Here is a 21,313-nt window from a genome sequence, read left to right as displayed (position 1 = left end):
ATTTCATATTGCTTTAATACATGCATCAGGCCATCCTGTATATTCGTTCCGGATGAAAATAAGGAATAGCTATGTTTTGATTTAAGAAACGGTTCAGAATAGACAGAATATTCATCAGCATCCGTGATCTACAAAGTCTTTGGAAACCGGTTTATATGAACCCGAGATGTAAGACTTTTATGAATCAGGACATTTCTTCTTTTATTTTTATCTTGTGCGTCTTTCCCCATTCGGCAAGGGCACCGATTACCGGTTTCAGGGTACGGCTGTAATCCGTGGAAACATATTCTACAACAACGGGCGTTTGTTCCGCATGCACGACCCTTTTTACAAAGCCGTTCAGCTCCAGGTCTTTTAATTCGTTGGAGAGTACCCTGGCCGAAATTCCCTCAACCTTTCTCTGCAGTTCATTGAACCGGATATTCCCGCTTTCCTGTAAAACGATAATAATTTTCAGCTTCCATTTTCCACCGATTACATAGATGGCATCTTCAACGGAGGCCAGATGCCCCGAACATGCCTGCGCCGTCATACGCTCCTCAGGAACCATTCTATTTTCCATAAAATTTAATTTTAACTAACCTGAAGGTTATTGCTAACCTTTTGTTTACTACTAACTTTCGATAAGCAAATGTAACTAATTTTGCTAAAGAAATTTTAAATAAAAATTCATGAAAAATATCCTTCATATTATTTCAAGCCCAAGAGGCGAAATATCCGCAAGCAGAAAATTAGGGAAAGCCGTTATAGAAAAAATCCTGGAAAAGTATCCGGATGCCGTTGTAAAAGAACGTGATCTTACGAAAAATGCCGTTCCGGTACTGGGAGAAGTCCATATCAGTACTTTTTTCACGCCGCCACAGGATCACTCTCCGGAACAGCAGTTAATCAACCGGTATTCGGAAGAACTGATCGCCGAACTGAAAGAGGCCCACATGATCGTGATCGACTCCCCGATGTATAATTTTTCGGTGCCGACCAGTCTGAAAGCTTATTTTGATTTTACTTCCCGGGCAGGATATACTTTTAAATACAGCGAAGACGGACCGAAAGGCTTACTGGATGATGATAAAAAGTTATACATCGCTTTTACTTCCGGCAATATTTATTCAACAGGGCCTTATCAGGTATTTGATTCGAATGTTCCTTATATCAGACACATCTTTGGATTCTACGGAATTTCAGACGTCAGTGTTTTCCGCGCAGAAGGCTTAGCCATTCCGGGAATTATGGAAACTTCACTGGAAAAAGCCATCGGAACGATTACCATTGATTAACCGGTTGTAAATAACATGAACCAGAATTAGAAACCGGGAGGGGACGAAGAAAGCCGGATGCCGGAAGTTCCCTGTACCGATATCACAATTAAATTATTGATTATCAAAAGGTTATTTATCACCTGAACAGAGAAAGACTTTGTATTAATCTTATCGGGATCCTACTTTAATGTATTTTTTGGCAAATAACTAAAATCAAATATAACCTAATTCGCGTTGAATAAAAATTAAGAAAAAGCCTTCTCAAAAATGAAAAGGCTTTTTTTATTTCTAAGCTTCAAAAAGCAACCGCTCCCCGGATTTGTCTTCGCTGACCGTTCCGTTTTCGTACGCCAGGTGTCCGTTAACAAAAGTATGGGTGATCTTAGAATGGAAATCCATCCCTTCCAGCGGGCTCCAGCCGCATTTGTACAGAATGTTTTCCTTTGCTACCGTCCAGCTTTCATTAAGATCCACCAGCACCAGATCCGCTTTATAACCTTCCCTGACGAAGCCTCTTTTTTCAATCCTGAATAAGATCGCCGGGTTATGGGCCATTTTCTCAACGATTTTCTCCAGTGAAATTTTACCGTTTTTATAATTTTCCAGCATCACCGTTAAAGAATGCTGTACCAGGGGCGCTCCGGAAGGGCATTTGGTATAAACGTTCTGTTTTTCCTCCCAGGTGTGGGGTGCGTGGTCGGTGGCAATAACGTCGATCCGGTCGTCGAGCAATGCTTCCCAAAGCCCGTCCTTATCCTTTTGGGTTTTTACGGCAGGATTCCATTTGATCAGTCCGCCTTTGGTTTCATAGTCTTCGTTGGTAAACGTCAGGTGATGGACGCAGACTTCCGCTGTTATTTTTTTATCTTTTAAAGGGATATCATTGCTGAAAAGTTCCATTTCCTTTGCCGTGGACAAATGGAAAACATGCAGCCTGGCACCGGTTTTTTTTGCCAGCTCGACCGCTTTTGAGGAAGACTTGTAACAGGCTTCCTCGCTCCGGATCAGATGATGGAATTTCATGGGAATGTCTTCTCCGTATTCCTCGGTAAATTTCCGGGTATTGGCCTTGATGGTGGCTTCATCTTCACAGTGAACAGCGATCAGCATCTTAGTATTGCTGAAAATATTTTCCAGGGTTTCCGGATTGTCGACCAGCATATTCCCGGTAGAAGAACCTAAGAACAGTTTGATTCCCGGAACGGTTCTCGGATCCGTTTTCAGCACTTCTTCCAGATTGTCGTTGGTGCCGCCCATCATAAAACCGTAGTTGGCATAAGCTTTTTGTGAGGCCGTTCCGTATTTATCGGCCAGCAGTTCCTGCGTTACGGCATTCGGAACGGTATTGGGCTGATCGATAAAGCTGGTTGTTCCGCCGGCAACGGCTGCTCTGGATTCGGATTCGATATCGCCTTTGTGGGTAAGTCCGGGTTCCCGGAAATGCACCTGATCGTCAATCACACCCGGCAAAAGGTATTTTCCGCTGCCGTCAATGATCCGGTCTGCATCTTCATCAATCCGGGTTCCGATTCTGGAAATCAAATCATTTTCAATTAAAATATCGCTTTCAACGATTTTTCCTTCGTTAACGATCTTTACGTTTTTAATTAGGGTCTTCATTTTTACTTTTTTACTATTCAACTTTGCCAGAATTGTGAATCTTGACAAAGTTTTACGTTTTCCAAAATTAAGTCAAATGAATGAATTTTAACCCTACGGATAAAAAATCAATTTCTAAATATTTACATTTGCATAAAATTTCAGATTTTGAAGAAACTTCTCAACGAGACAATTATTTATGGAATCGGGGCGATTATGCCGAGGATTATTGTCGTGCTGCTGAATTATTTATTTATTAAAAATATTGACAACAGTGCATTTGCTATTTTCACCAATCTCTATGCCCTGATCTCATTTGTTAACATTGTCCTTTCTTTTGGTTTTGAAACCGCGTATTTCAGATTTTCATCCGATAAAGACAATGAACAGAAAGTTTTCAATACTTCTTTCTGGTTTTTAACAGGATTATCCTCTGTTTTTCTGATCACAGTTTTGCTGTTCAGTCAGCCTATTGCTGATGTTTTCGGATATTCGGCAACGCCGGAATATATTAAATGGTTTGCCTGGATTGCATTTTTTGATAATCTTCTGGTTATTCCGCTGGCCTGGTTCAGATTTCATAACAAGCCCGTTAAATATACAGCAATACGGGTGATACAGGCAGTTTTCCAGAGCGCCTTTGCCATTGCATTATTTCTTTACATCCCTCAGGAATTCAGTTTGAAATTAGGTTTAAAAGAAAAAGTATCCTATCCGTTTTACAGTAATTTAGCTGCCAGCTTTTTGGGAATACTGCTCGTTTTACCGGTAATTTTAAAGGTAAAACTTCAGTTTTCGAAAAACCTTTTTCTTCAGATGATCAAATATTCGTGGCCGATTATGATTGCCGGACTTGCATTCATGGTTAATGAAAACTTCGATAAATTTGTTCAAAAATTCATGATCGACAATGGAGATGCCGGTGCGTATGGGGGCTGCTATAAAATGGCCGTGTTGATGACGCTTTTTGTAACTGCCTACCGGATGGGAATCGAACCGTTTTTCTTTAAACAGATGAACAATGACAGTGCTAAAAACACTTATGCAAAAGTAACGGAATATTTTTCGTTCTTCGCATCGGTAGTTGCTTTGGGCATTATTGCCAATGTTTCCTGGCTTAAACTCCTGCTGGTTCCGAACAGTTCTTATTGGACCGCCCTCAACATTATTCCGATTATCGTCATTGCGAATTTGTTTTTCGGAATTTATTATAACCTTTCCACCTGGTATAAAGTGACGGACCGCACCAGAGTAGGAACCTACATCTCCTGGACCGGGGCTGTCATTACAATTATTTTGAATCTTACACTTCTGAGAAAATATGGATTTATGGTGTCGGCCTGGGTAACCTTGGGCGCTTATTTTACCATGATGGTTCTGTCTTATTTTTTAGGTCAGAAATATTATCCGATTCCGTACAGAATGAAAAAAATCTCTTTTTTCGTCATTCTCCTGGCATTTTTCAGCTACATCATTGTTCAGCTTTTCGATTATAATCTATGGATCGGGAATCTCTTATTTATGATATACACCGGAATCCTGCTTTATTCCGAACGAAATATGCTGCGGTCTAAAATTAGGAAGTAAACTTTGATCCGCATTTGCTGCTTTCCGGTTCTCGATCAAATTAAACAAATATTTAAAAGACCGGGCAATAAATCCGCACACAGCGCTTTTATTGCTATCTTTATCAAAAATTAAACGTACTAACAAAAAAACATACTTATATCATTCTATGAAAATTATTGTTCCTATGGCCGGACGCGGATCAAGACTGCGTCCGCATACCCTGACCGTTCCGAAACCGCTTATCCCGATTGCCGGAAAGCCGATTGTACAGCGGTTGGTGGAAGATATTGCTAAAGTGGCAGGAGAAGAAATTGACGAAGTTGCCTTTATTATCGGGGATTTCGGTCAGGAAATTGAAAAATCGCTTATTCAGATTGCTGAAAAACTGGGAGCAAAAGGAAGCATTTATTACCAGCACGACCCGCTGGGGACTGCTCACGCCATCAAATGTGCAGAACAATCCATGAGCGGAGACGTCGTTATTGCTTTTGCAGACACGCTTTTCCGTGCGGACTTTGTACTGGACAAGAACTCAGATGGGGTGATCTGGGTAAAAAGCGTGGAAGACCCTTCCGCATTCGGAGTGGTGAAACTGGACAATTATGGATTCATTACGGATTTTGTTGAGAAGCCGGAGACTTTCGTTTCCGATCTTGCCATTATCGGGATCTACTATTTCAACAGTGCCGAAAAACTGATGGAAGAGATCAATTACATTATGGACAACAACATCAAGAACGGCGGCGAATACCAGCTGACCACGGCATTGGAAAACCTCCGGGCCAAAGGGGCCAAATTTACACTGGGCAAAGTAAACGACTGGATGGACTGCGGAAATAAGAATGCGACCGTGGAAACCAACAGCAAAATCCTCGAATACGAAAGAGAAGCGATGAACATCCATCCGGCCTCTGCGCAGATCGAAAATTCCCTGATCATTCCGCCTTGCTTTATCGGTGAAAACGTAAAGATCTCCAATTCCAAAGTAGGTCCCGGCGTTTCTCTGGGCAACAATACCACTGTTGTGAATTCAAACATCGAAAACTCATTGATTCAGGAGAATACAAAAATCAACCACGGGAACCTTTCCAACTCCATGATCGGAAATTCAGCCCAGTATTTCGGGGTAGCGAGAGAAATCTCTTTAGGGGATTATTCTGTTTTGGATTTTTTATCCAAATAATTTCCCCAACCGGAAAATATTTAATTTAAATAAAGTATATTCAGACCACACAAAATGTTTTGTGTGGTTTGGCGTTAATATTGCAACAATTTATCAAATTTCTTTCATGAAAAAGTGGATCCCGTTACTTATCCTTACCCTGCTGATTTATAGCTGTAAAGCCCGCAAGACGGCTGTAGAGACCGGTCAGCGTCCAGACAGCACCGCTGTAGCCGGCACTGATGCCGACCCTATATCCACCGACGGGAAAAATGTGGCCGACCGCCTTGACTTTTATCAGAAGATCTATCTGCATCCTCAGTTTGACCATCTGAAAATCACCAGTAAGATTACGGCGGATAATATTAAAGTAAGTCCTCTGGATGCCATCATCTATATCGAAACCGATAAAAAAATATGGGCCCGTATCGATTTTCTTTTCTTCAATGCCGCACGTGCGCTGATTACTCCGGAAGGCATAAAGGCCATGGACAAATACAATAAAAATTACATCGATTCCGATTTTGATTACTTAAACAATCTTCTGAACGTAAATTTTATCGATTATAAAAATCTTGAAAAACTGCTTTTAGGGAGAACATTTTTTACCCTCAGCAACAGAAATGCCAGGATTGTGAAAAACAATGACGGCTATCTGGTAGAATCGCTTTCGAATATTAAAATTGAAACGAAAGAAGGTGAGCGGGAATATAAAATCATGATGCAGTATTCGGATGATTTCGATCTTGCTACGGTTAACCTAAGGGATGCTGGTTCTAATGATGCCATGCAAATTGATTACAGCAACTGGGAATTACAGCCCAATAATGTGAAGCTCCCTAAAAATGTTAAAATAATTATAAAAGGAAGCAAAAACAGCCAGATTTTAATAGAAAATACGAAATTTGATTTTTCTAGGATGGATACACCCTATTCTGTACCGTCCAGTTATAAGAAAATCGAGATTCAATGATTAAAAAATTTAGCTTTTTAATAGGTATTTTACTGTTCGGATTCCATAATGGGCAGAATCAGAAAAAAGAACAGTTGCAGAAACAAAATGCTGAACTTAAAAAACAAATTGCACAGATAAACACCGATTTGGCAAAGACGAGAACAGAATCGAAGCTATCCGTAGCTTATCTCGAAAATGTTAATAAAAAGCTGATACTCAGGGAAAAGGTTTTTACCAATACCCAGAAAGAGAAGAGGTTTATTGAAGACGACATTTATCTTCGTCAATTGGAAATCAACCGCCAGAACAGGGATCTTAAGGTATTGCGTGACAATTATGCTAAAGTTCTCGTAAATGCTTATAAGAATAAGGGTGTACAGAATAAAGTTACTTTCATTCTCTCAGCAAAGAATATGGGAGAAGCGATAAGAAGGGTTCAGTACCTTAAACAGTATTCCGATTATCAGGATAAAAAAGCGGCGGAAATTACCAATGCTGCCGAAAAAATAAAACGGACCATTGCCCAGAAACAGAATTCGGTAAAAGAAAAAGCCAATCTTCTTGTAAACCAACAGAAAGATTTAACCACAATTAATGCTGAAAGAGCACAAAAAGAGCAGCTGGTTTCAGAATTTAAGAAAAACGAATCCAAGCTTACGGCTGAGCTGAGACAAAAACAGACCCAGTCTAAAGCATTGGAAGGACAGATCCGAAGCATTATTGCAGAGGAAATAAGAATAGCCAAAGCAGAAGAAGAAGCAAGAAAAAAAGCAGAGGCGGAAAAGATCAGACTGGCAAAAATTGCTGCTGAAAGAGAGAAGGCAAGAATTGAAGCAGAAGCAAAAGCCCGTGCGGAAGCTCTTGAAAAAGAAAGACTGGCAGCGGAGGTAGAAGCCAGAAAGGCCAGGGAACTGGCAGATAAACGTGCAGAGGAAGAGAGAAAACGTAATGAGGAGGCAGCCAGATCTGCAGCGACTGCAAGAGATGAGGCCAGGAAAGTGGCTGCAAAAAAGGCATCCGATGAAGCTGAGGTAAAAGCAAAGGAAGCTTCGGATAAATTAATTGCCGCACGAGCCGCAGAAGCAGCTTTGGCGAGGAAAAAGGAGGATGACAAGAAAGCTGCGGAAAGCAAAGCGATGACCAACTATGGAGTAACCACCGTAGCCGGAAGCAACTTCGCTGATAATAAGGGACGACTGGGCTATCCGGCAGATAAGATCGGACAGATTACCCACCGTTTCGGAAGACACCCCCATCCTGTTTTTAAAAACATCGACGAGGAGAATAACGGAATTAAGATTTCCGTACCGGCAGGGACACGGGCCAAGTCCGTTTTTCCTGGAACCGTATCTTCTGTTCTGGCAAACAGTGACGGAACGAAGACGGTAATGCTGAGACACGGCAGCTACTTTACCATTTACTCGAACCTGGGAAGCGTAAGTGTTTCCAAAGGCCAGCAGGTCTCCGCAGGGACACCGGTCGGAGTGATCGGACAGGATTTCGACGGTACTTATACCCTTGATTTCCAGGTATGGAACGGAAGCACACCAGTAGATCCATTAGGTTGGGTTTCTTATTAAAAAAAGACTAACTTTGTAAAAATTTACAGAAATGAATACATTAGCAATATTGTCATTATCTTGGCAACACATCCTGATCGTAGCGATCCTTCTTCTTTTACTTTTCGGAGGTAAAAAGATTCCTGAATTGATGAGAGGAGTAGGTTCCGGTATCAAAGAATTTAAAGACGCCGTAAAGGAAGAAGACAAGCCGGGTGCTGATAACAAAACGACTAACAATCCCCCTTCCGGAAACTAAAAGTCTTTTTACCCGATGAATTTTACCGAGACTGCATGGAAAGTCTTCAATACATCTATTGAAGATTATCATGTTTTTGATGATGTCAATGCCTTAATTAACAACCCGTTCGAAAAAGATACTTTGGAACGGATTTTGTATGCAAAGAACTGGATTGATACCGTTCAATGGCATTTGGAAGATATAATAAGAGATGAAAATATTGACCCGGCTGAAGCATTGTCCCTTAAGAGGACAATTGATGCATCCAACCAGAAAAGAACTGATCTGGTGGAATTTATAGACAGCTGGTTTCTTAAAAAATACGAAAATATAACTCCTAAACCCGATGCAAAAATCAATACTGAAACTGTCGCATGGGCAGTAGACCGATTATCTATTCTTGCATTAAAGGTTTATCACATGTCGTTGGAAGCCAACAGGGAATCTGCTTCAGAAGAACACCGGGCCAATTGCCAGGCGAAACTGGATGTTCTTCTTACCCAGCAGGAAGATCTTTCGACTTCTATTAATCAGTTGCTTGCTGATATTGAGAACGGTGACGTTAAGATGAAAGTGTACAAACAAATGAAAATGTACAACGATGAAAGTCTTAACCCAATCCTTTATCAAAAGGGGCAGCAAAAATGAAACGACTAATTTTTTTTGGAGTACTGATTATCACCACCTCTTCCTGCACAACGGAAAAGCCGAACTTCTCTCCGCTGTCAAATAGTTTTTACAGCGAGACCAAGGATCCGGATCCTGATAACGGAGCAAAAAACAGTATTGAGCTGAATATAAAGGAAAATGTAAATGCTTCCGAAATTTCAAATCTTACCGCTACCTTTCCACAATTTAAAAGCACCACTTTAAATACAGAGATTACCACTTTGAAGTACAGCCTTCAGAATTATCTGTATGCCATTGATGCCCGCAATATACCCGGAAAAAATAAAGCTCTGAAAGACTTCGAAAAATCATACAAAAAGATTCAGAAATTAAGACAAAGCCTGAACAGCGACGACAATGAAGTCCTCAACAGGTATCTGGTAAGGCTGAAAAGTAATGTTTCAGCCATTGAAGATTCTATAGACAGAAATTAAACCCAAAGGAAATCAATGATTAAAATTCAGGCGGAATCCAATGTTCCTACGGAATACGGAACTTTCCGAATGATCGCCCTCTCCGAAAATGAAAACGATTGGATGCCGCATATGGCTATTATCGCCGAAAATACGGATTTTTCAAAACCGGTGAATGTTCGTTTTCATTCAGAATGTATTACCGGAGAAGTTTTCCATTCAAAAAAATGTGAATGCGGGCAGCAGTTAGATGCTGCGATGAAGTACATCCACGAAAACGGAGGCATTATCATCTATCTTCGCCAGGAGGGAAGAAATATCGGCATCATCAATAAATTAAAGGCTTATGCCTTACAGGAGCAGGGCTTCGATACGGTAGAAGCTAACCTGAAACTTGGGCTTCCTGCAGATGACAGAAATTTTGGGGTCGCCATCGAAATTCTGACTTTGTTGAATGTGAAAGATATTAATCTTCTTACCAATAATCCGGAAAAGGTAAAATATGTAGTAGAAAGCAATATCCACCTCAATGCCAGGCTTCCTTTGCAGATCCCGGCGAATGAAATCAGCAGGGGATATCTGAAGACCAAAAAAGATTATTTCGGCCATCTTCTTGATGATAATGAAAGTTAATACCTTAAGCCATATATAGCAAAAGCTCCGGAATTAATTCCGGAGCTTTTTTTGTAATTATAAAAACTGAAAAGATATATTCTTATTTGGTAACAGTGGTTTTAATTACTTTGGATTCATCGAGATTATAATATTTCACAACTGCATTGTAATCGCTGTAATCTATCTTTGTTTTACCTGAACTTGCAGGAACCAGAACAATTCTGAAAGTTTGGTTTGTTAAGTAATTAGCTGCTTCTGTAGACGACATGGAAGAAAGATTGAAGTTTGCATTGTCAATTCTGATTTGTACGTTCTGAGAATCGAAAACAAAATTATAATCAAATTTTCTTGCTGAAGTAGAAGTTGCTGCATCCAGGTACCATGTATACGGAATCTGTTGCCATGCATTACCCGCTTTTCTGTATACCAGTACAACATCTGTACTTTGAATGTTAATCCCCTGTGTAAAAGCATAGCTGTTTCCGCTATTGAATGATCCGGTAACATCCCTCATCTGCGAATAAGTATCGTTATCCTGATACGGGGCATTATTGTCATCATTGTTATCACAACTGAATATAAACAGGCTCACAAAAGCCAGTAATAAAATCGGAAGAATTTTTTTCATTTTATAAAAGTTTAGTTGTTTATTATTTATGAAGCGTATCCAAATCATATACCAAAAAATTCAAAAATATGGTTTTCATCGTTTTTTTAATTGTATTTTTGTTCTTATTCAATCATTATGAAGAAACTGGGTTTTACATCACTCTTTATTTTCCTTTTTTTAAGCACCCCCGCTACGGCTCAGTACGTACCTGAAAACATTTCCAGACAGGAGATGAAAAAAGCAGAACAATGGGTGGACAAGACCTATAAAAAGCTTTCCCAGGATGAAAAGCTGGGCCAGCTTTTTATTGTAGCCCTTTATACCAACCGGGGTGAGGCGGAAATTGAAAAAGTGAGAAACATGGTTTCCAGCGATAAGATCGGAGGGCTGATCCTCATGCAGGATGATGCAGCCAGGGAAATCAATCTCGTCAATGAATTCCAGCAGAAATCCGGAGTTCCCCTGATGATCGGGATGGATGCCGAATGGGGCCTGTTCCAGAGAATCCCTGCTGCTCATAAATATCCATGGGCCATGACGCTGGGTGCCATTCAGGATAAAGAACTGATTAAGCAGATGGCTGCCAAAATCGCGGAAGACTGTCACCGAATGGGCATCAACTGGGATTTCGCACCGGTAGTTGACGTCAATACCAATCCGAACAATCCCATCATCGGAAATCGGAGTTTCGGATCAGAAGTAAATAATGTGGTAAATTCTGCCTTATCCTATGCCCAAGGACTTCAAAACGGTAACATATTGGCTGCCATCAAGCATTTTCCGGGGCACGGTGATACCAGTACCGATTCCCATCTGGATCTGCCGGTTGTTTCCCATAATCCGGAAAGACTGAACTCAGTAGAGCTTGCTCCTTTTAAAGCTTTAATGGACAAAGGGATCGGCGGAGTAATGGTGGCCCACCTGTACGTTCCGGCCCTTGAACCGGCCAAAGGAATTCCGGCCTCAGTCTCCAAAAATATCATTACCGGATTATTGAAAAACAAATTGGGCTATAAAGGCCTGATCATTACCGACGCATTGAACATGGGCGCTGTAGCTAACAAATACAAACCGGGAGAACTGGACGCCATGGCCTTTAAGGCAGGCAACGACATCATGCTGTTCTCACAGGGCGTTGCAGAAGGAAAAAAGCTGATCCAGAAATCAATCGATAACGGGGAGATTCCCCAATCCAGAGTGGAAGAAAGCGTGAGGAAAATCCTTCTGACCAAATATTTCCTGGGCCTTGATCGATATGAACCTAAAAATCCGGAAAACATCAGCTCCGACTTAAATAACGACACCCATGAAACGTTGGTCCGGAATTTATATTCCAACGCCGTCACTTTGCTTAAAAACGACAGAAATCTGCTTCCTTTAGGCCGCAGCACAATATATTATGTGCCTTTGGAAGAAGGCCCTTATCAGACGTTTGCCAACCGGTTGGGCAATAACATTATCATCAAAAAAGCAGGTGAAATCAATACGATCCCTGCAAATTCCACGGTGATTGCCGGTTTTCATAAAGATAATTCAACGGCTTACAAACCTTATAAAATTTCCGATGCCGCAAAAAAAACCCTCGCTGATTTAACAAAAAATCAGAATGTGATCCTTACCGTCTTCGGAAGTCCTTATGCGCTAAAGGATATCGACATTTCCAAAGTACCCACGGTATTGGTTGCTTATGAAAATAACGACGATTCGATGACCGCTACGGCAGATGCGCTGAACGGAAAAACAGTGATCCACGGCAGGCTTCCTGTTGTGGTAAATGATTCCTTAAAACCGGGAATGGGAATTGATTTAAAATAATTCACAAAACAAATGATGTTAAAAATCAGTAAACTTTTAACGGTTTTGGTGGTTACCGTTTCTTTAAATATAAAGGCGCAGGAATTTGATGCTGTCCTGTATTTTCTGGATGGGAGCAAAAAAACAGGAAAGGCGGATATGGTGTCCAACGAAGAGACCAAATTGGCATTCATAGAAAATGGCTCTAAAAAGAAAGAAAAAATTAAGATTAATTTACTGGATAAAGTTGAATATATTCATCTGAATAACAACCAGTCCGTGACTGCGGAACTTAGGGAATTCATCTATTATTTTTTATCTGACAAACCTAAATCAAATTATGGATGGATCAGAAAAATATCAACCTCAGGAGACATTTCAACGTATGTAGGATACAGTTATGATGCCGGAGTGAGAAACGCTTATCATTACACGGTAAAACCCTCTGAATTATATAACTTTTTTTTCCAGTATAAAAATGAAAAACCACATCTAATATATTTTGACAATAGTATGTGGACCCCCAATAAAAAACAGATTGTAAGACGACAGGTTAAAAATTTTTTTACAGATATCTGCCCCCAGCTGGTAAGTGATTTTAATGATGGAAAAATTGAGATCAAAAATAATGATGTTAAAGTTCTCATCGATTATTATGAAAAAAACTGCAGCACTACAAACAATTAAAAAATACCCACAAAATACATGAAAATAGGCATACTTTGCTATCCGACCTACGGAGGAAGCGGAATCGTGGCAACAGAGCTCGGAATGTCTCTCGCCAACAAAGGCTATGAGGTCCATTTCATCAGCAACGCGCTTCCCGCCAGACTCGACATTACCAACCCGAATATTTTCTTTCACCGGGTAAATGTTCAGACCTATCCGCTGTTCCAGTATCAGCCTTATGATATTGCGCTGAGCTCGATGATTTACCGCGTTGTAAATCTTTACAAGCTTGATCTTCTTCACGCGCATTACGCAATCCCTTATGCGTATGCCGCTTTTACCGCCAAGCAGATGCTGAAGGAAGACAACAACGATATTCCTCTGGTCACCACCCTTCACGGAACAGATATTACTTTAGTAGGACAGCACCCAAGCTATAAACATGCGGTGGAATTCTCCATCAACCAGTCGGATGCCATCACCTCGGTTTCCGAAAGCCTGAAACGGGATACGCTGCAGTTTTTTAAAATTAAAAAGGAAATCCAGGTCATTACCAACTTCATCGACAATTCCGAGTTTCAGGAACGCAACGAATGCCAGCGGACGCAATTTGCCAATCCGGATGAAAAAATCCTGATCCATGTTTCCAATCTGCGTCCGGTAAAAAGGGTGGATGAAGTGCTGCAGATCTTCAAAAATGTGCAGAAAAAGGTAAAATCGAAGCTGATCATCATCGGCGAGGGACCGGATATGGAAAAAGTAAACCAGTTCCTGGAAGAAAACCCGGACCTGATTTCCAAGATCCGCCTGTTGGGGAAAGTAAACGATCTCTATAAAATCCTCCAGCTTTCGGATGTATTTTTACTGCCTTCGGAGCAGGAAAGCTTTGGGCTGGCGGCGTTGGAAGCGATGGCGGCCCATACGCCGGTCATCAGTTCCAACGCAGGAGGAATTCCTGAAGTAAACATCCAGGGCGAAACCGGTTTCCTTGCCGAAATCGGAAATGTAGAAGCCATGAGCAACTATACCATCAAGCTGCTGAGCAACGAAGAACTTCTGGCCACCATGAAGGAGAACGCCAAGGAACAGGCCATCAAATTCGATCTGAAAAACATCCTTCCGATCTACGAGGAAATGTACCGGACCACGATTGAAAATTTTAAAAGTGAGCTGACGAAGGCTTAGGCTTTTTTACTCAGACTATACAAAAGCAGTATTCCTAAAGGATGCTGCTTTTTTTTATGGATGAAAATACGGTGGTTAATTATAAATATTTATTAAATTAGCCCAACACAAAGAAACACCTATGACGGAAAAATTACTCCAATACCTTTGGAACTATAAAGTATTCACCCATTTCGACTTTAAAAACACGGCGGGCGATCCTGTGGAAATCCTGGATTTCGGTAAATGGAATACTGATGCGGGACCGGACTTTTTAGCAGGGAAAATTAAAATGAATGGGGTGGTTTTCGCAGGAAACATCGAGCTTCACGTTAAATCTTCCGACTGGATTTTCCACAATCATTCCATTGACCCCAATTACCGGAACATCATTCTCCACGTCGTTTTCCAGCACGATCTTGAAATTGAGGAACTGGTGGAGCAGAATATTCCGACGCTTGAGCTGAAGGAGCATATTGATACTACCGTGCTCCGGAAATACGAAAAGCTGATCGGCGAAACCCGGTTTATTCCCTGTGAACAAATTTTCAGACCTGACCAGATTCCGGTTCATTTTCATGAATCAAACATCCTGAAAAAACTGGAAGATAAATCTGCTGAACTGGAACAAAACCTGAGCCAGTTTAAGAATAATTTTGAAGCCGTCCTGTTTCACAGCCTGGCCTACTCTTTCGGATTAAAGGTAAACGCTTTCATTTTCCGTCAGATAGCCGAAAGCATTGATTTCGTTATCATTAATAAGGTCCGGCAAAACCGGTTCCAGCTGGAAGCCTTGTTTTTCGGAATCGCAGGCTGGCTGGAGAATCCGGAAGATGAACAGATGGGAATGTGGAAACGTGAATTCGATTTCCTGAGCACCAAATTTCAAATTCCAAAACTTAAATTCCGGCCGAAATTCTCAAGGCTCCGTCCTCCGAATTTCCCGACCATCCGGCTGTCACAGCTCGCCGGTCTCTATCACCAGCACCAGAATCTATTCTCAAAAGTTATTCAGATAGAAAAACCGGAAGAATTATACGGGTTGCTGCGGGAGGTGAAAGCTTCGGAATACTGGGATCACCGTTTTAATTTCGGCAAAATATCTTCCGTTGATCAGCCGAAAAACCTCACCAGGGATTTTATGGAACTGCTTATCCTGAATACCCTGCTGCCGCTGAAGTATACTTACCATAAATACCGTCGTGAAAATATTGCGGATGAGATCATTAATTTTTACAATGCCATGACGGCAGAAAAAAATTCGGTGACGGACGGCTGGAAAATCCTTGGAATGAAGTGCAGCACTGCCTTGGAAAGCCAGAGCCTGATTTATCATTTTAATCATTTCTGTGAACAAAAAAATTGCCTAAATTGCAGCATTGGATTTAAACTTTTAAAAGAACCTTCACATGCTAGATAATATCCGCCACAAGATGGAAAGGGAATGGTTTGGAGCCCTCACCAGAACCGGTACAAAGTTGGGCATCCCTGTGTCGAAACTGCGTGTATTTTTCATTTATTCCACGTTTGCAACGGCAGGTTTTTTCTTTTTGATTTACCTGGGACTGGCCTTTACCCTTTGGGTAAAAGATATTTTCATTACCAGAAGGCCCAATGTTTTTGATTTATAACTATGGAATTTATACAGATTACTTCTGCTGAAGACTACCGGGTCCGGGAGATTTTCGATGCTTACTGCAAAACGTTTCCTGAAAATGAAAGACGGGACTGGAACAAACTGCATCCGCTTTTCTCACACCCTAAAGTAAAGATCGTTTCGGTACTGCATGATGCTAAAAATATCGGCTACCTGATAATCTGGGAGCTGAGCAGCTTTGCTTTTGTGGAACATTTTGAAGTATTCGAGGACTTCAGAAACCAAAAACTGGGATCAGCGATTACCGGATATCTTTTTGAGAATTATCCGCGGATCATTCTGGAAATCGAACATGGCCATTTAAATGAAAACACTCAGCGGCGGTATTCTTTTTACCGCAAAAACGGATTTACCCTGATTGACGAAATGTACGTTCAGCCCAGTTACGGCGAGGGCAAGGACCCTATGGAACTGTGGCTGCTGGCCAATTATATTCCTGAAAACCTGAAGGAGGTGAAAGACGAAATATACGATATCGTATACCATTAATATATAACCGGAATTTATTGTTCCGGTTTTATTTTTCTGTCTGCGATTCTTTCAGCCTTGCGAGGAAAACAGGAAACGCGTCTTCCATTCTCGACAGCACGCCCGTTAAATTTTTAGCCCTTACAAAAGTTCTGGATTGTGGACGGTTGACAAAAGCAAATTCAATAAATTCGGAAATTCTTTCAGCCGGGATGCCTTCTTTGGTAAAATATTCATCTTCCACCCGGGCTCTGATCCATGCTATATCTTCCTGGAGATCATCATACCGGTACTTCCGCTTCATCCTTCGCGCGTCTCCGCTTACAAGGTCATACATGCCCTGCACATTCAGATTTCCCAGAAGAATCGGGATCAGTACCTGCTTGACATCAGCCGGAGTTTCACGCATTTTGCCCACCGGTTGCGGAAGGCCTACCGCATCTTCCACGACCTGCGACCGGTCGATTCGGGCCACTGCTTTTGAGTCTCTGGTAAGATCTCCGGTCAGCTTAGCGACCTGCACTTCCTGAATTTCCCGGGCCACTCTTATAAGACGAATGTCCAGCACCTTATTGATCCTGTCCGAAGCTTTCATGGAGGATCTTTCAAAGCCGCTTCTCACGAATCTGATCTCGTCACCGGGAGAAGATACATCGATGGAAAAACTGCCGTCATCCGCGGTGTATACTTTTTGTTCCGTAGCCATATTCATTACGGTGACCGCCGGTAAAACAATGCCGTCTTCATCCGAAACTTTTCCCGATATTTTCTGTTGTGAAAACAGGAATATATAAGTAAAAAGCAGTATCAATGACAATCCGGGCTTCATCAGAACTTATTTTTGGGTTTGCGGTGCCCGGTATGATGAAATCCTTACCAATACGGCGCGCTGAAACCTCATGAGGTCGGCATCGCTGCAGAAACCGTATTTCAGGATATTTCTCCGCTCAAAACCACCGGCCAGAACATAGTAGATGAAATGCTGGATAAAGGTCTTATCAATTTTCAGATCGGTAAAATACTTTTCGCCCAAAGCGTAAATCAGGTAATTGGCTAAATCCAGATCGTCCCATTTGTCTTTCACTTTACCGATGGCAAAGCCCTGACCTTTCGGCTGAACAAATTCTCCCGGCCTTGCCGCCATAATCCTTGGATCGGATTTCTGAGACATGTAAACTGCCAGGTCGCTTTTCAGCTTTTCTACTTTTCTAGGAGCATTCAGGTTTTTGGAATCGATTTTAAGGTCGCCCGTCAGATTTTTCTTAATTTCCACTTCAGCGATCAGCTCTGCTGCCCTGATCAGCGTAATATTGATGGACGAACTGATATTTTCCCGGGTGACTTTCTTATTAATCCTTTCATAGCCGGTCTTTACCAGACGAAGCTCATCCCCTGCCCTGCCGGAAATCATAAAATGGCCGTCCCGGTTGCTTAAAACCCTTTCATCCGTTCTGATGTTGATCACCGTAACATCGGGCAGTTCATTGTTATCTTCAGAAGTAATTTTCCCGAAGATATACTCCTGGGCACTGAGGTTAATGAAAAAAACAGTAAATAAAATAAAGAATAGTTTAATTTTCACGGACAGTTTTTTTATTGAACAAAACTAAAGTTATTTTCAGACTAAACCATAAGTTTAACCACAGTTAACGCGTTTTGGCATTTCTTTTAGAATTTTATATTTAAAACTGTTAAATACAGATGTAAAATTGTTAAAATTTGATCTGAAAATTAGCTAACTTGCAGTTTGAATTCCACTAGTTTATGCAAAATTCATATACGGTAATTAATGCTTCGGCAGGTTCCGGAAAAACCTATGCCTTGGTTCAGAGGCTCCTGATGATCTGCCTCCGGTACCCCAATCAGCAGCAGTCGATCAGGAATATTCTGGCATTGACTTTCACCAACAAGGCAGCCAATGAGATGAAGGAAAGAATCCTGACCTGGCTCGGGAATTTCTCTGCCGGTAATTTTGCAGAAAACGGGGATTTAAAAAACATCCAGAAAGCTTTTGAAGAAGAAGGCATAAAAATAACCATTGATGATCTTCATCAGAGGGCAAAAAAAATGCTGGATTATGTGCTCCACAACTATTCTACTCTGAATATCGGAACGATTGACCGTTTCAATTCGCGGTTGGTCAGGAGCTTTTCCTATGAATTGGGACTGGCCAAGAATTTCAACCTTGAGATCGAAGCGGAGCCTTACCTGATCGAAGCCGTTGATAAAATGCTCGACCAGATCGGGGAAAATGAGGTGATCTCCAATTCTTTTATGGATTATGTGGATTACAGCCTTGAAAATAATGAAAGGATCAATTTAAATAAGAGCCTGTACGGATCGGCGAAAGAGTTTGTAAAGGACATCCACTACGAACATCTGAAAAATAACAAGGATTTTGATACGGAGAATTATGAAAACATAAAAAATACGCTTCGTAAAGAAATTGTATTCAATAAAAAACAGGCTGCCGAACTTGCTGCGAAATCCATTGAACTGTTCAGATCCAGAAATATTGAAGTCGAAGATTTCGCACAGGGAAAAAACGGGATCGGAGGATTTTTCATGAAGGTGCAGGATTTCTATCAGCAAAAAAGACCAGGCTTTCCTTTTCCGACTACCGCCGAAGAATCGGTGGTAAATAATTACCGGAAAGGAGCATCCTCGAAATCCAAAGGAAAGGAACCGGAGATCTTTGAAGTACTGGACCAGCTGCTGGAAAACCGGATGCAACTGATTCGTCTCTATATTGAAACCCAGAAAAAGGAGAAGATTTTATCAGCCCTGCTTCCTCTGAAAGTAAACAAAGACATTCAGGATGAATTAAAAAAAATAGAGGAAGAGAATGACCTCGTCTTACTTTCAAAATTCAATATTCTCATCAATGAAAATCTTAAAAATGAACCTTCGGCATTTATTTACGAGAAAGTAGGTTCACAGTTCCAGCATTATTTCTTTGATGAATTTCAGGATACTTCAGAACTGCAGTGGCAGAATTTCCTTCCTTTGAGGGACCATTCCATTTCTACGGAAAATACCTCTTTCACGCTGGTTGGTGATCCTAAGCAGAGCATCTACCGGTTCCGGGGCGGCGAGAGCAAGCTGATGCTGGATATCATCAACAAAAAGGAAAGAACGCCAAAACAGGCCGATCTGCTGGTCCTGAAGGACAACTGGCGGAGCGCTAAAAATATTGTCCGGTTTAATAATGAACTTTACAAATACCATTCGGAATACCTGACGGAGGAACATAAAAACATTTTCGGAACCGACGGCGAGCAGAACCCGAAATCTTCAATGGATGGCCGGGTGAAGGTCAACCTTATTGAAAATCTCACAAATGAAGATTTCTATACCGATACTTCCGAAAGAATGCGGAAAGACATTCAGGAAATATTGGATAACGGCTTCCGGTTTTCCGACATTACGATTCTCTGCCGCGGCAATTTTGATATTTTCAGCTATTCGCAGAAACTGGGAAATCTAAAAGTCGTTTACCGTGGGGAAGAAACCAATATCAAAACGATCTCCGACAAAGGCCTGACCCTGGAACTTTCCAATACCTTAAAGGCAGTGGTCGAATTCCTGAGATGGGAAACCAACCCCAAGAATAAGCCGAATCTGATTATGATGATGTACTACCTCAATAAGCTGGGAAGGATTCACATGAAGGATTTCACGCTGGAAATGAAAAAAATCCTGGAGATTGAGGGCCATGAGGAAGTCCTGCAGTTTATCCGGGAGAATTATTCGGTAAAGGTAAGGCAGGATAATTTTCCGAGGTTCAATCTGTATAACTTTATCGAATACTACATCAATGAATTTTCAGTGGGGCATAAAGAAACCGACTTCCTGCTGAACTTCCTGGAAATGCTTTTCAACTTTACCCAGAATTCCGGTGCCAGCATCAAGGAATTCCTGAAGTACTGGGATGAGGAGGCTTCTACCTACACGATACAGGCTTCTGAGAATATTGATGCCATTCAGATCATGACCATCCATAAGGCAAAAGGACTGGAGTTTCCGGTTGTCTTTATCCCGATGATGAATAAAAACCGGGATGCGGAATTTACCAATTGGTTTGAAACGGCTACCGACAGCGCTCTAAGATCCGTGAATATTAACCAGTTCAGTAAAAATCTTGAAGTATACGACGAAGAGATTGAAATTTTCAACAAACAGAATGCTTATAAAAATATGGTGGACCGGCTTTGCCTGCAGTATGTGGCAACCACACGTCCTGTAGAGCAGCTGTTTTTTTATGTTCAGAAAGCCAACAAGACGTCAAACAATCTGGAACTGCTGGAATTCCTACAGTCTAAGAATCCTGAAGGCCTTGATGAGTTCGATATCTATGAAACCCATCATGCAATGCTGAAAAAGTATTCGAAAGATAAAACCTCTCATTTTGAGACCAAAGACATTCCGGCTTTAAAGAACGTCAGCGAAAAAAATACTTCGATCAGGATTGCCACTCCTTCAAAGAACTACCAGGTGCGGGTGGAAAAAGTGAGGATCGGCCTTTTTGTCCATGAATTGCTGTCACAGATCAACACAGCAAAAGACATCCGCAAAGTCCTGGGATGTTATGTGCTGGAAGGACACATTACCATTGAAGAAAGCAAAGAAATCCACAGCAGCCTGGAAACGATTGTCCGCGATAACGCCGAATTCTTCGATGAACAATGGGAAGTCATCAATGAAAAAGACATCATGATTACGGAAAACGGGGAAAGCCGCGTGTACCGTCCCGACCGTATCCTCAGGAACCACGAAGGTTATATCATTGTCGATTTTAAAACCGGTGACCCATCTGCCAAGGATGAAAGGCAGATTGAAAATTATAAAAACATCCTGGAAAAGCTGGGGAGGAACGTTCTGAAAACCCAGCTGATTTATCTGTAACCGTA

21 protein-coding genes are annotated in these 21,313 nt (G+C 41.4%); 16 read left to right on the top strand and 5 right to left on the bottom strand.

The genetic code is table 11. The features are described 5' to 3' along the window. Positions 1–184: 184 nt before the first annotated feature. Positions 185–562: a winged helix-turn-helix transcriptional regulator gene (locus tag CHA01nite_RS04465; RefSeq protein WP_146940013.1), complete on the bottom strand. Its 378-nt coding sequence runs from the start codon at positions 560–562 to the stop codon at positions 185–187. A gap of 109 nt (positions 563–671) precedes the next feature. On the opposite strand from CHA01nite_RS04465, the gene CHA01nite_RS04460 reads away from it, so the two are divergent. Beyond that, positions 672–1,277, top strand: a complete 606-nt coding sequence (locus CHA01nite_RS04460; RefSeq protein WP_146940012.1) for an FMN-dependent NADH-azoreductase — start codon at positions 672–674, stop codon at positions 1,275–1,277. Positions 1,278–1,547: 270 nt separating this feature from the next. On the opposite strand, the gene CHA01nite_RS04455 is transcribed toward CHA01nite_RS04460, so the two are convergent. Beyond that, positions 1,548–2,879 carry a dihydroorotase gene (locus tag CHA01nite_RS04455; protein WP_146940011.1) on the bottom strand — a complete coding sequence of 444 codons (1,332 nt, stop codon included), beginning with the start codon at positions 2,877–2,879 and terminating at the stop codon, positions 1,548–1,550. A 147-nt stretch (positions 2,880–3,026) separates the two neighbouring features. On the opposite strand from CHA01nite_RS04455, the gene CHA01nite_RS04450 reads away from it, so the two are divergent. The 8 genes from CHA01nite_RS04450 to ribA all read left to right on the top strand — a co-directional run bounded on the left by CHA01nite_RS04450 (position 3,027) and on the right by ribA (position 10,059). Next, entirely contained in the window at positions 3,027–4,445 is a 1,419-nt protein-coding gene (locus CHA01nite_RS04450) for a lipopolysaccharide biosynthesis protein (RefSeq protein WP_146940010.1), read from the top strand. Between the two features lie 148 nt (positions 4,446–4,593). After that, positions 4,594–5,610, top strand: a complete 1,017-nt coding sequence (locus tag CHA01nite_RS04445) for a sugar phosphate nucleotidyltransferase (RefSeq protein ID WP_146940009.1) — start codon at positions 4,594–4,596, stop codon at positions 5,608–5,610. Between the two features lie 106 nt (positions 5,611–5,716). Beyond that, entirely contained in the window at positions 5,717–6,562 is an 846-nt protein-coding gene (lolB1, locus tag CHA01nite_RS04440; protein WP_146940008.1) for a lipoprotein insertase outer membrane protein LolB1, read from the top strand. Continuing rightward, on the top strand, positions 6,559–8,124 hold the full coding sequence (locus CHA01nite_RS04435) for a peptidoglycan DD-metalloendopeptidase family protein (RefSeq protein ID WP_146940007.1): 1,566 nt from the start codon (positions 6,559–6,561) through the stop codon (positions 8,122–8,124). The genes lolB1 and CHA01nite_RS04435 overlap by 4 nt, the downstream gene beginning before the upstream one ends. Positions 8,125–8,155: 31 nt before the next feature. Continuing rightward, positions 8,156–8,362: a twin-arginine translocase TatA/TatE family subunit gene (locus tag CHA01nite_RS04430; protein ID WP_146940006.1), complete on the top strand. Its 207-nt coding sequence runs from the start codon at positions 8,156–8,158 to the stop codon at positions 8,360–8,362. 15 nt (positions 8,363–8,377) lie between these two features. Next, a complete protein-coding gene (locus tag CHA01nite_RS04425) occupies positions 8,378–8,992 on the top strand; it encodes a DUF4254 domain-containing protein (RefSeq protein WP_146940005.1) in 615 nt (204 codons plus the stop codon). Next, positions 8,989–9,447 carry a hypothetical protein gene (locus CHA01nite_RS04420; RefSeq protein ID WP_146940004.1) on the top strand — a complete coding sequence of 153 codons (459 nt, stop codon included), beginning with the start codon at positions 8,989–8,991 and terminating at the stop codon, positions 9,445–9,447. Before CHA01nite_RS04425 ends, CHA01nite_RS04420 begins: the two co-directional genes overlap by 4 nt. Before the next feature lie 15 nt (positions 9,448–9,462). After that, positions 9,463–10,059 (top strand): GTP cyclohydrolase II, encoded by a 597-nt coding sequence (gene ribA / locus CHA01nite_RS04415; RefSeq protein WP_146940003.1) that lies wholly within the window; start codon positions 9,463–9,465, stop codon positions 10,057–10,059. An 82-nt stretch (positions 10,060–10,141) separates the two neighbouring features. Here the strand turns inward: ribA and CHA01nite_RS04410 are convergent, their stop codons facing one another. Continuing rightward, positions 10,142–10,669: a hypothetical protein gene (locus tag CHA01nite_RS04410; protein ID WP_146940002.1), complete on the bottom strand. Its 528-nt coding sequence runs from the start codon at positions 10,667–10,669 to the stop codon at positions 10,142–10,144. 117 nt (positions 10,670–10,786) lie between these two features. Between CHA01nite_RS04410 and CHA01nite_RS04405 the strand changes: the two genes are divergently transcribed. The 6 genes from CHA01nite_RS04405 to CHA01nite_RS04380 all read left to right on the top strand — a co-directional run bounded on the left by CHA01nite_RS04405 (position 10,787) and on the right by CHA01nite_RS04380 (position 16,424). Beyond that, positions 10,787–12,466, top strand: coding sequence for a glycoside hydrolase family 3 protein (locus CHA01nite_RS04405; protein ID WP_146940001.1), 1,680 nt, complete (start codon positions 10,787–10,789; stop codon positions 12,464–12,466). Between the two features lie 45 nt (positions 12,467–12,511). Continuing rightward, positions 12,512–13,132: a hypothetical protein gene (locus tag CHA01nite_RS04400; protein ID WP_146940000.1), complete on the top strand. Its 621-nt coding sequence runs from the start codon at positions 12,512–12,514 to the stop codon at positions 13,130–13,132. 18 nt (positions 13,133–13,150) lie between these two features. Then, positions 13,151–14,299, top strand: a complete 1,149-nt coding sequence (bshA, locus tag CHA01nite_RS04395) for an N-acetyl-alpha-D-glucosaminyl L-malate synthase BshA (RefSeq protein ID WP_146939999.1) — start codon at positions 13,151–13,153, stop codon at positions 14,297–14,299. Between the two features lie 121 nt (positions 14,300–14,420). Further along, entirely contained in the window at positions 14,421–15,698 is a 1,278-nt protein-coding gene (locus CHA01nite_RS04390) for a DUF2851 family protein (RefSeq protein ID WP_146939998.1), read from the top strand. Continuing rightward, complete coding sequence (locus CHA01nite_RS04385) at positions 15,688–15,909, top strand: PspC family transcriptional regulator (RefSeq protein ID WP_146939997.1); 222 nt, start codon at positions 15,688–15,690, stop codon at positions 15,907–15,909. Before CHA01nite_RS04390 ends, CHA01nite_RS04385 begins: the two co-directional genes overlap by 11 nt. A gap of 2 nt (positions 15,910–15,911) precedes the next feature. Continuing rightward, positions 15,912–16,424: a GNAT family N-acetyltransferase gene (locus tag CHA01nite_RS04380; protein ID WP_146939996.1), complete on the top strand. Its 513-nt coding sequence runs from the start codon at positions 15,912–15,914 to the stop codon at positions 16,422–16,424. Positions 16,425–16,452: 28 nt separating this feature from the next. On the opposite strand, the gene CHA01nite_RS04375 is transcribed toward CHA01nite_RS04380, so the two are convergent. Then, the gene (locus CHA01nite_RS04375; protein WP_146939995.1) at positions 16,453–17,232 is read right to left on the bottom strand and encodes a carboxypeptidase-like regulatory domain-containing protein; all 780 of its coding nucleotides are present in this window, start codon (positions 17,230–17,232) and stop codon (positions 16,453–16,455) included. A 6-nt stretch (positions 17,233–17,238) separates the two neighbouring features. After that, on the bottom strand, positions 17,239–17,985 hold the full coding sequence (locus CHA01nite_RS04370; protein ID WP_146939994.1) for a carboxypeptidase-like regulatory domain-containing protein: 747 nt from the start codon (positions 17,983–17,985) through the stop codon (positions 17,239–17,241). Between the two features lie 182 nt (positions 17,986–18,167). On the opposite strand from CHA01nite_RS04370, the gene CHA01nite_RS04365 reads away from it, so the two are divergent. Further along, entirely contained in the window at positions 18,168–21,308 is a 3,141-nt protein-coding gene (locus tag CHA01nite_RS04365; RefSeq protein ID WP_146939993.1) for a UvrD-helicase domain-containing protein, read from the top strand. Positions 21,309–21,313: the final 5 nt, after the last annotated feature.

The sequence above is a fragment of the Chryseobacterium hagamense genome, assembly GCF_007991455.1.
GTDB classification, from domain to species: domain Bacteria; phylum Bacteroidota; class Bacteroidia; order Flavobacteriales; family Weeksellaceae; genus Chryseobacterium; species Chryseobacterium hagamense.
The sequence above is the reverse complement of the archived record's forward strand: the minus strand, read 5'-3'. Positions and strand labels throughout refer to the sequence as shown.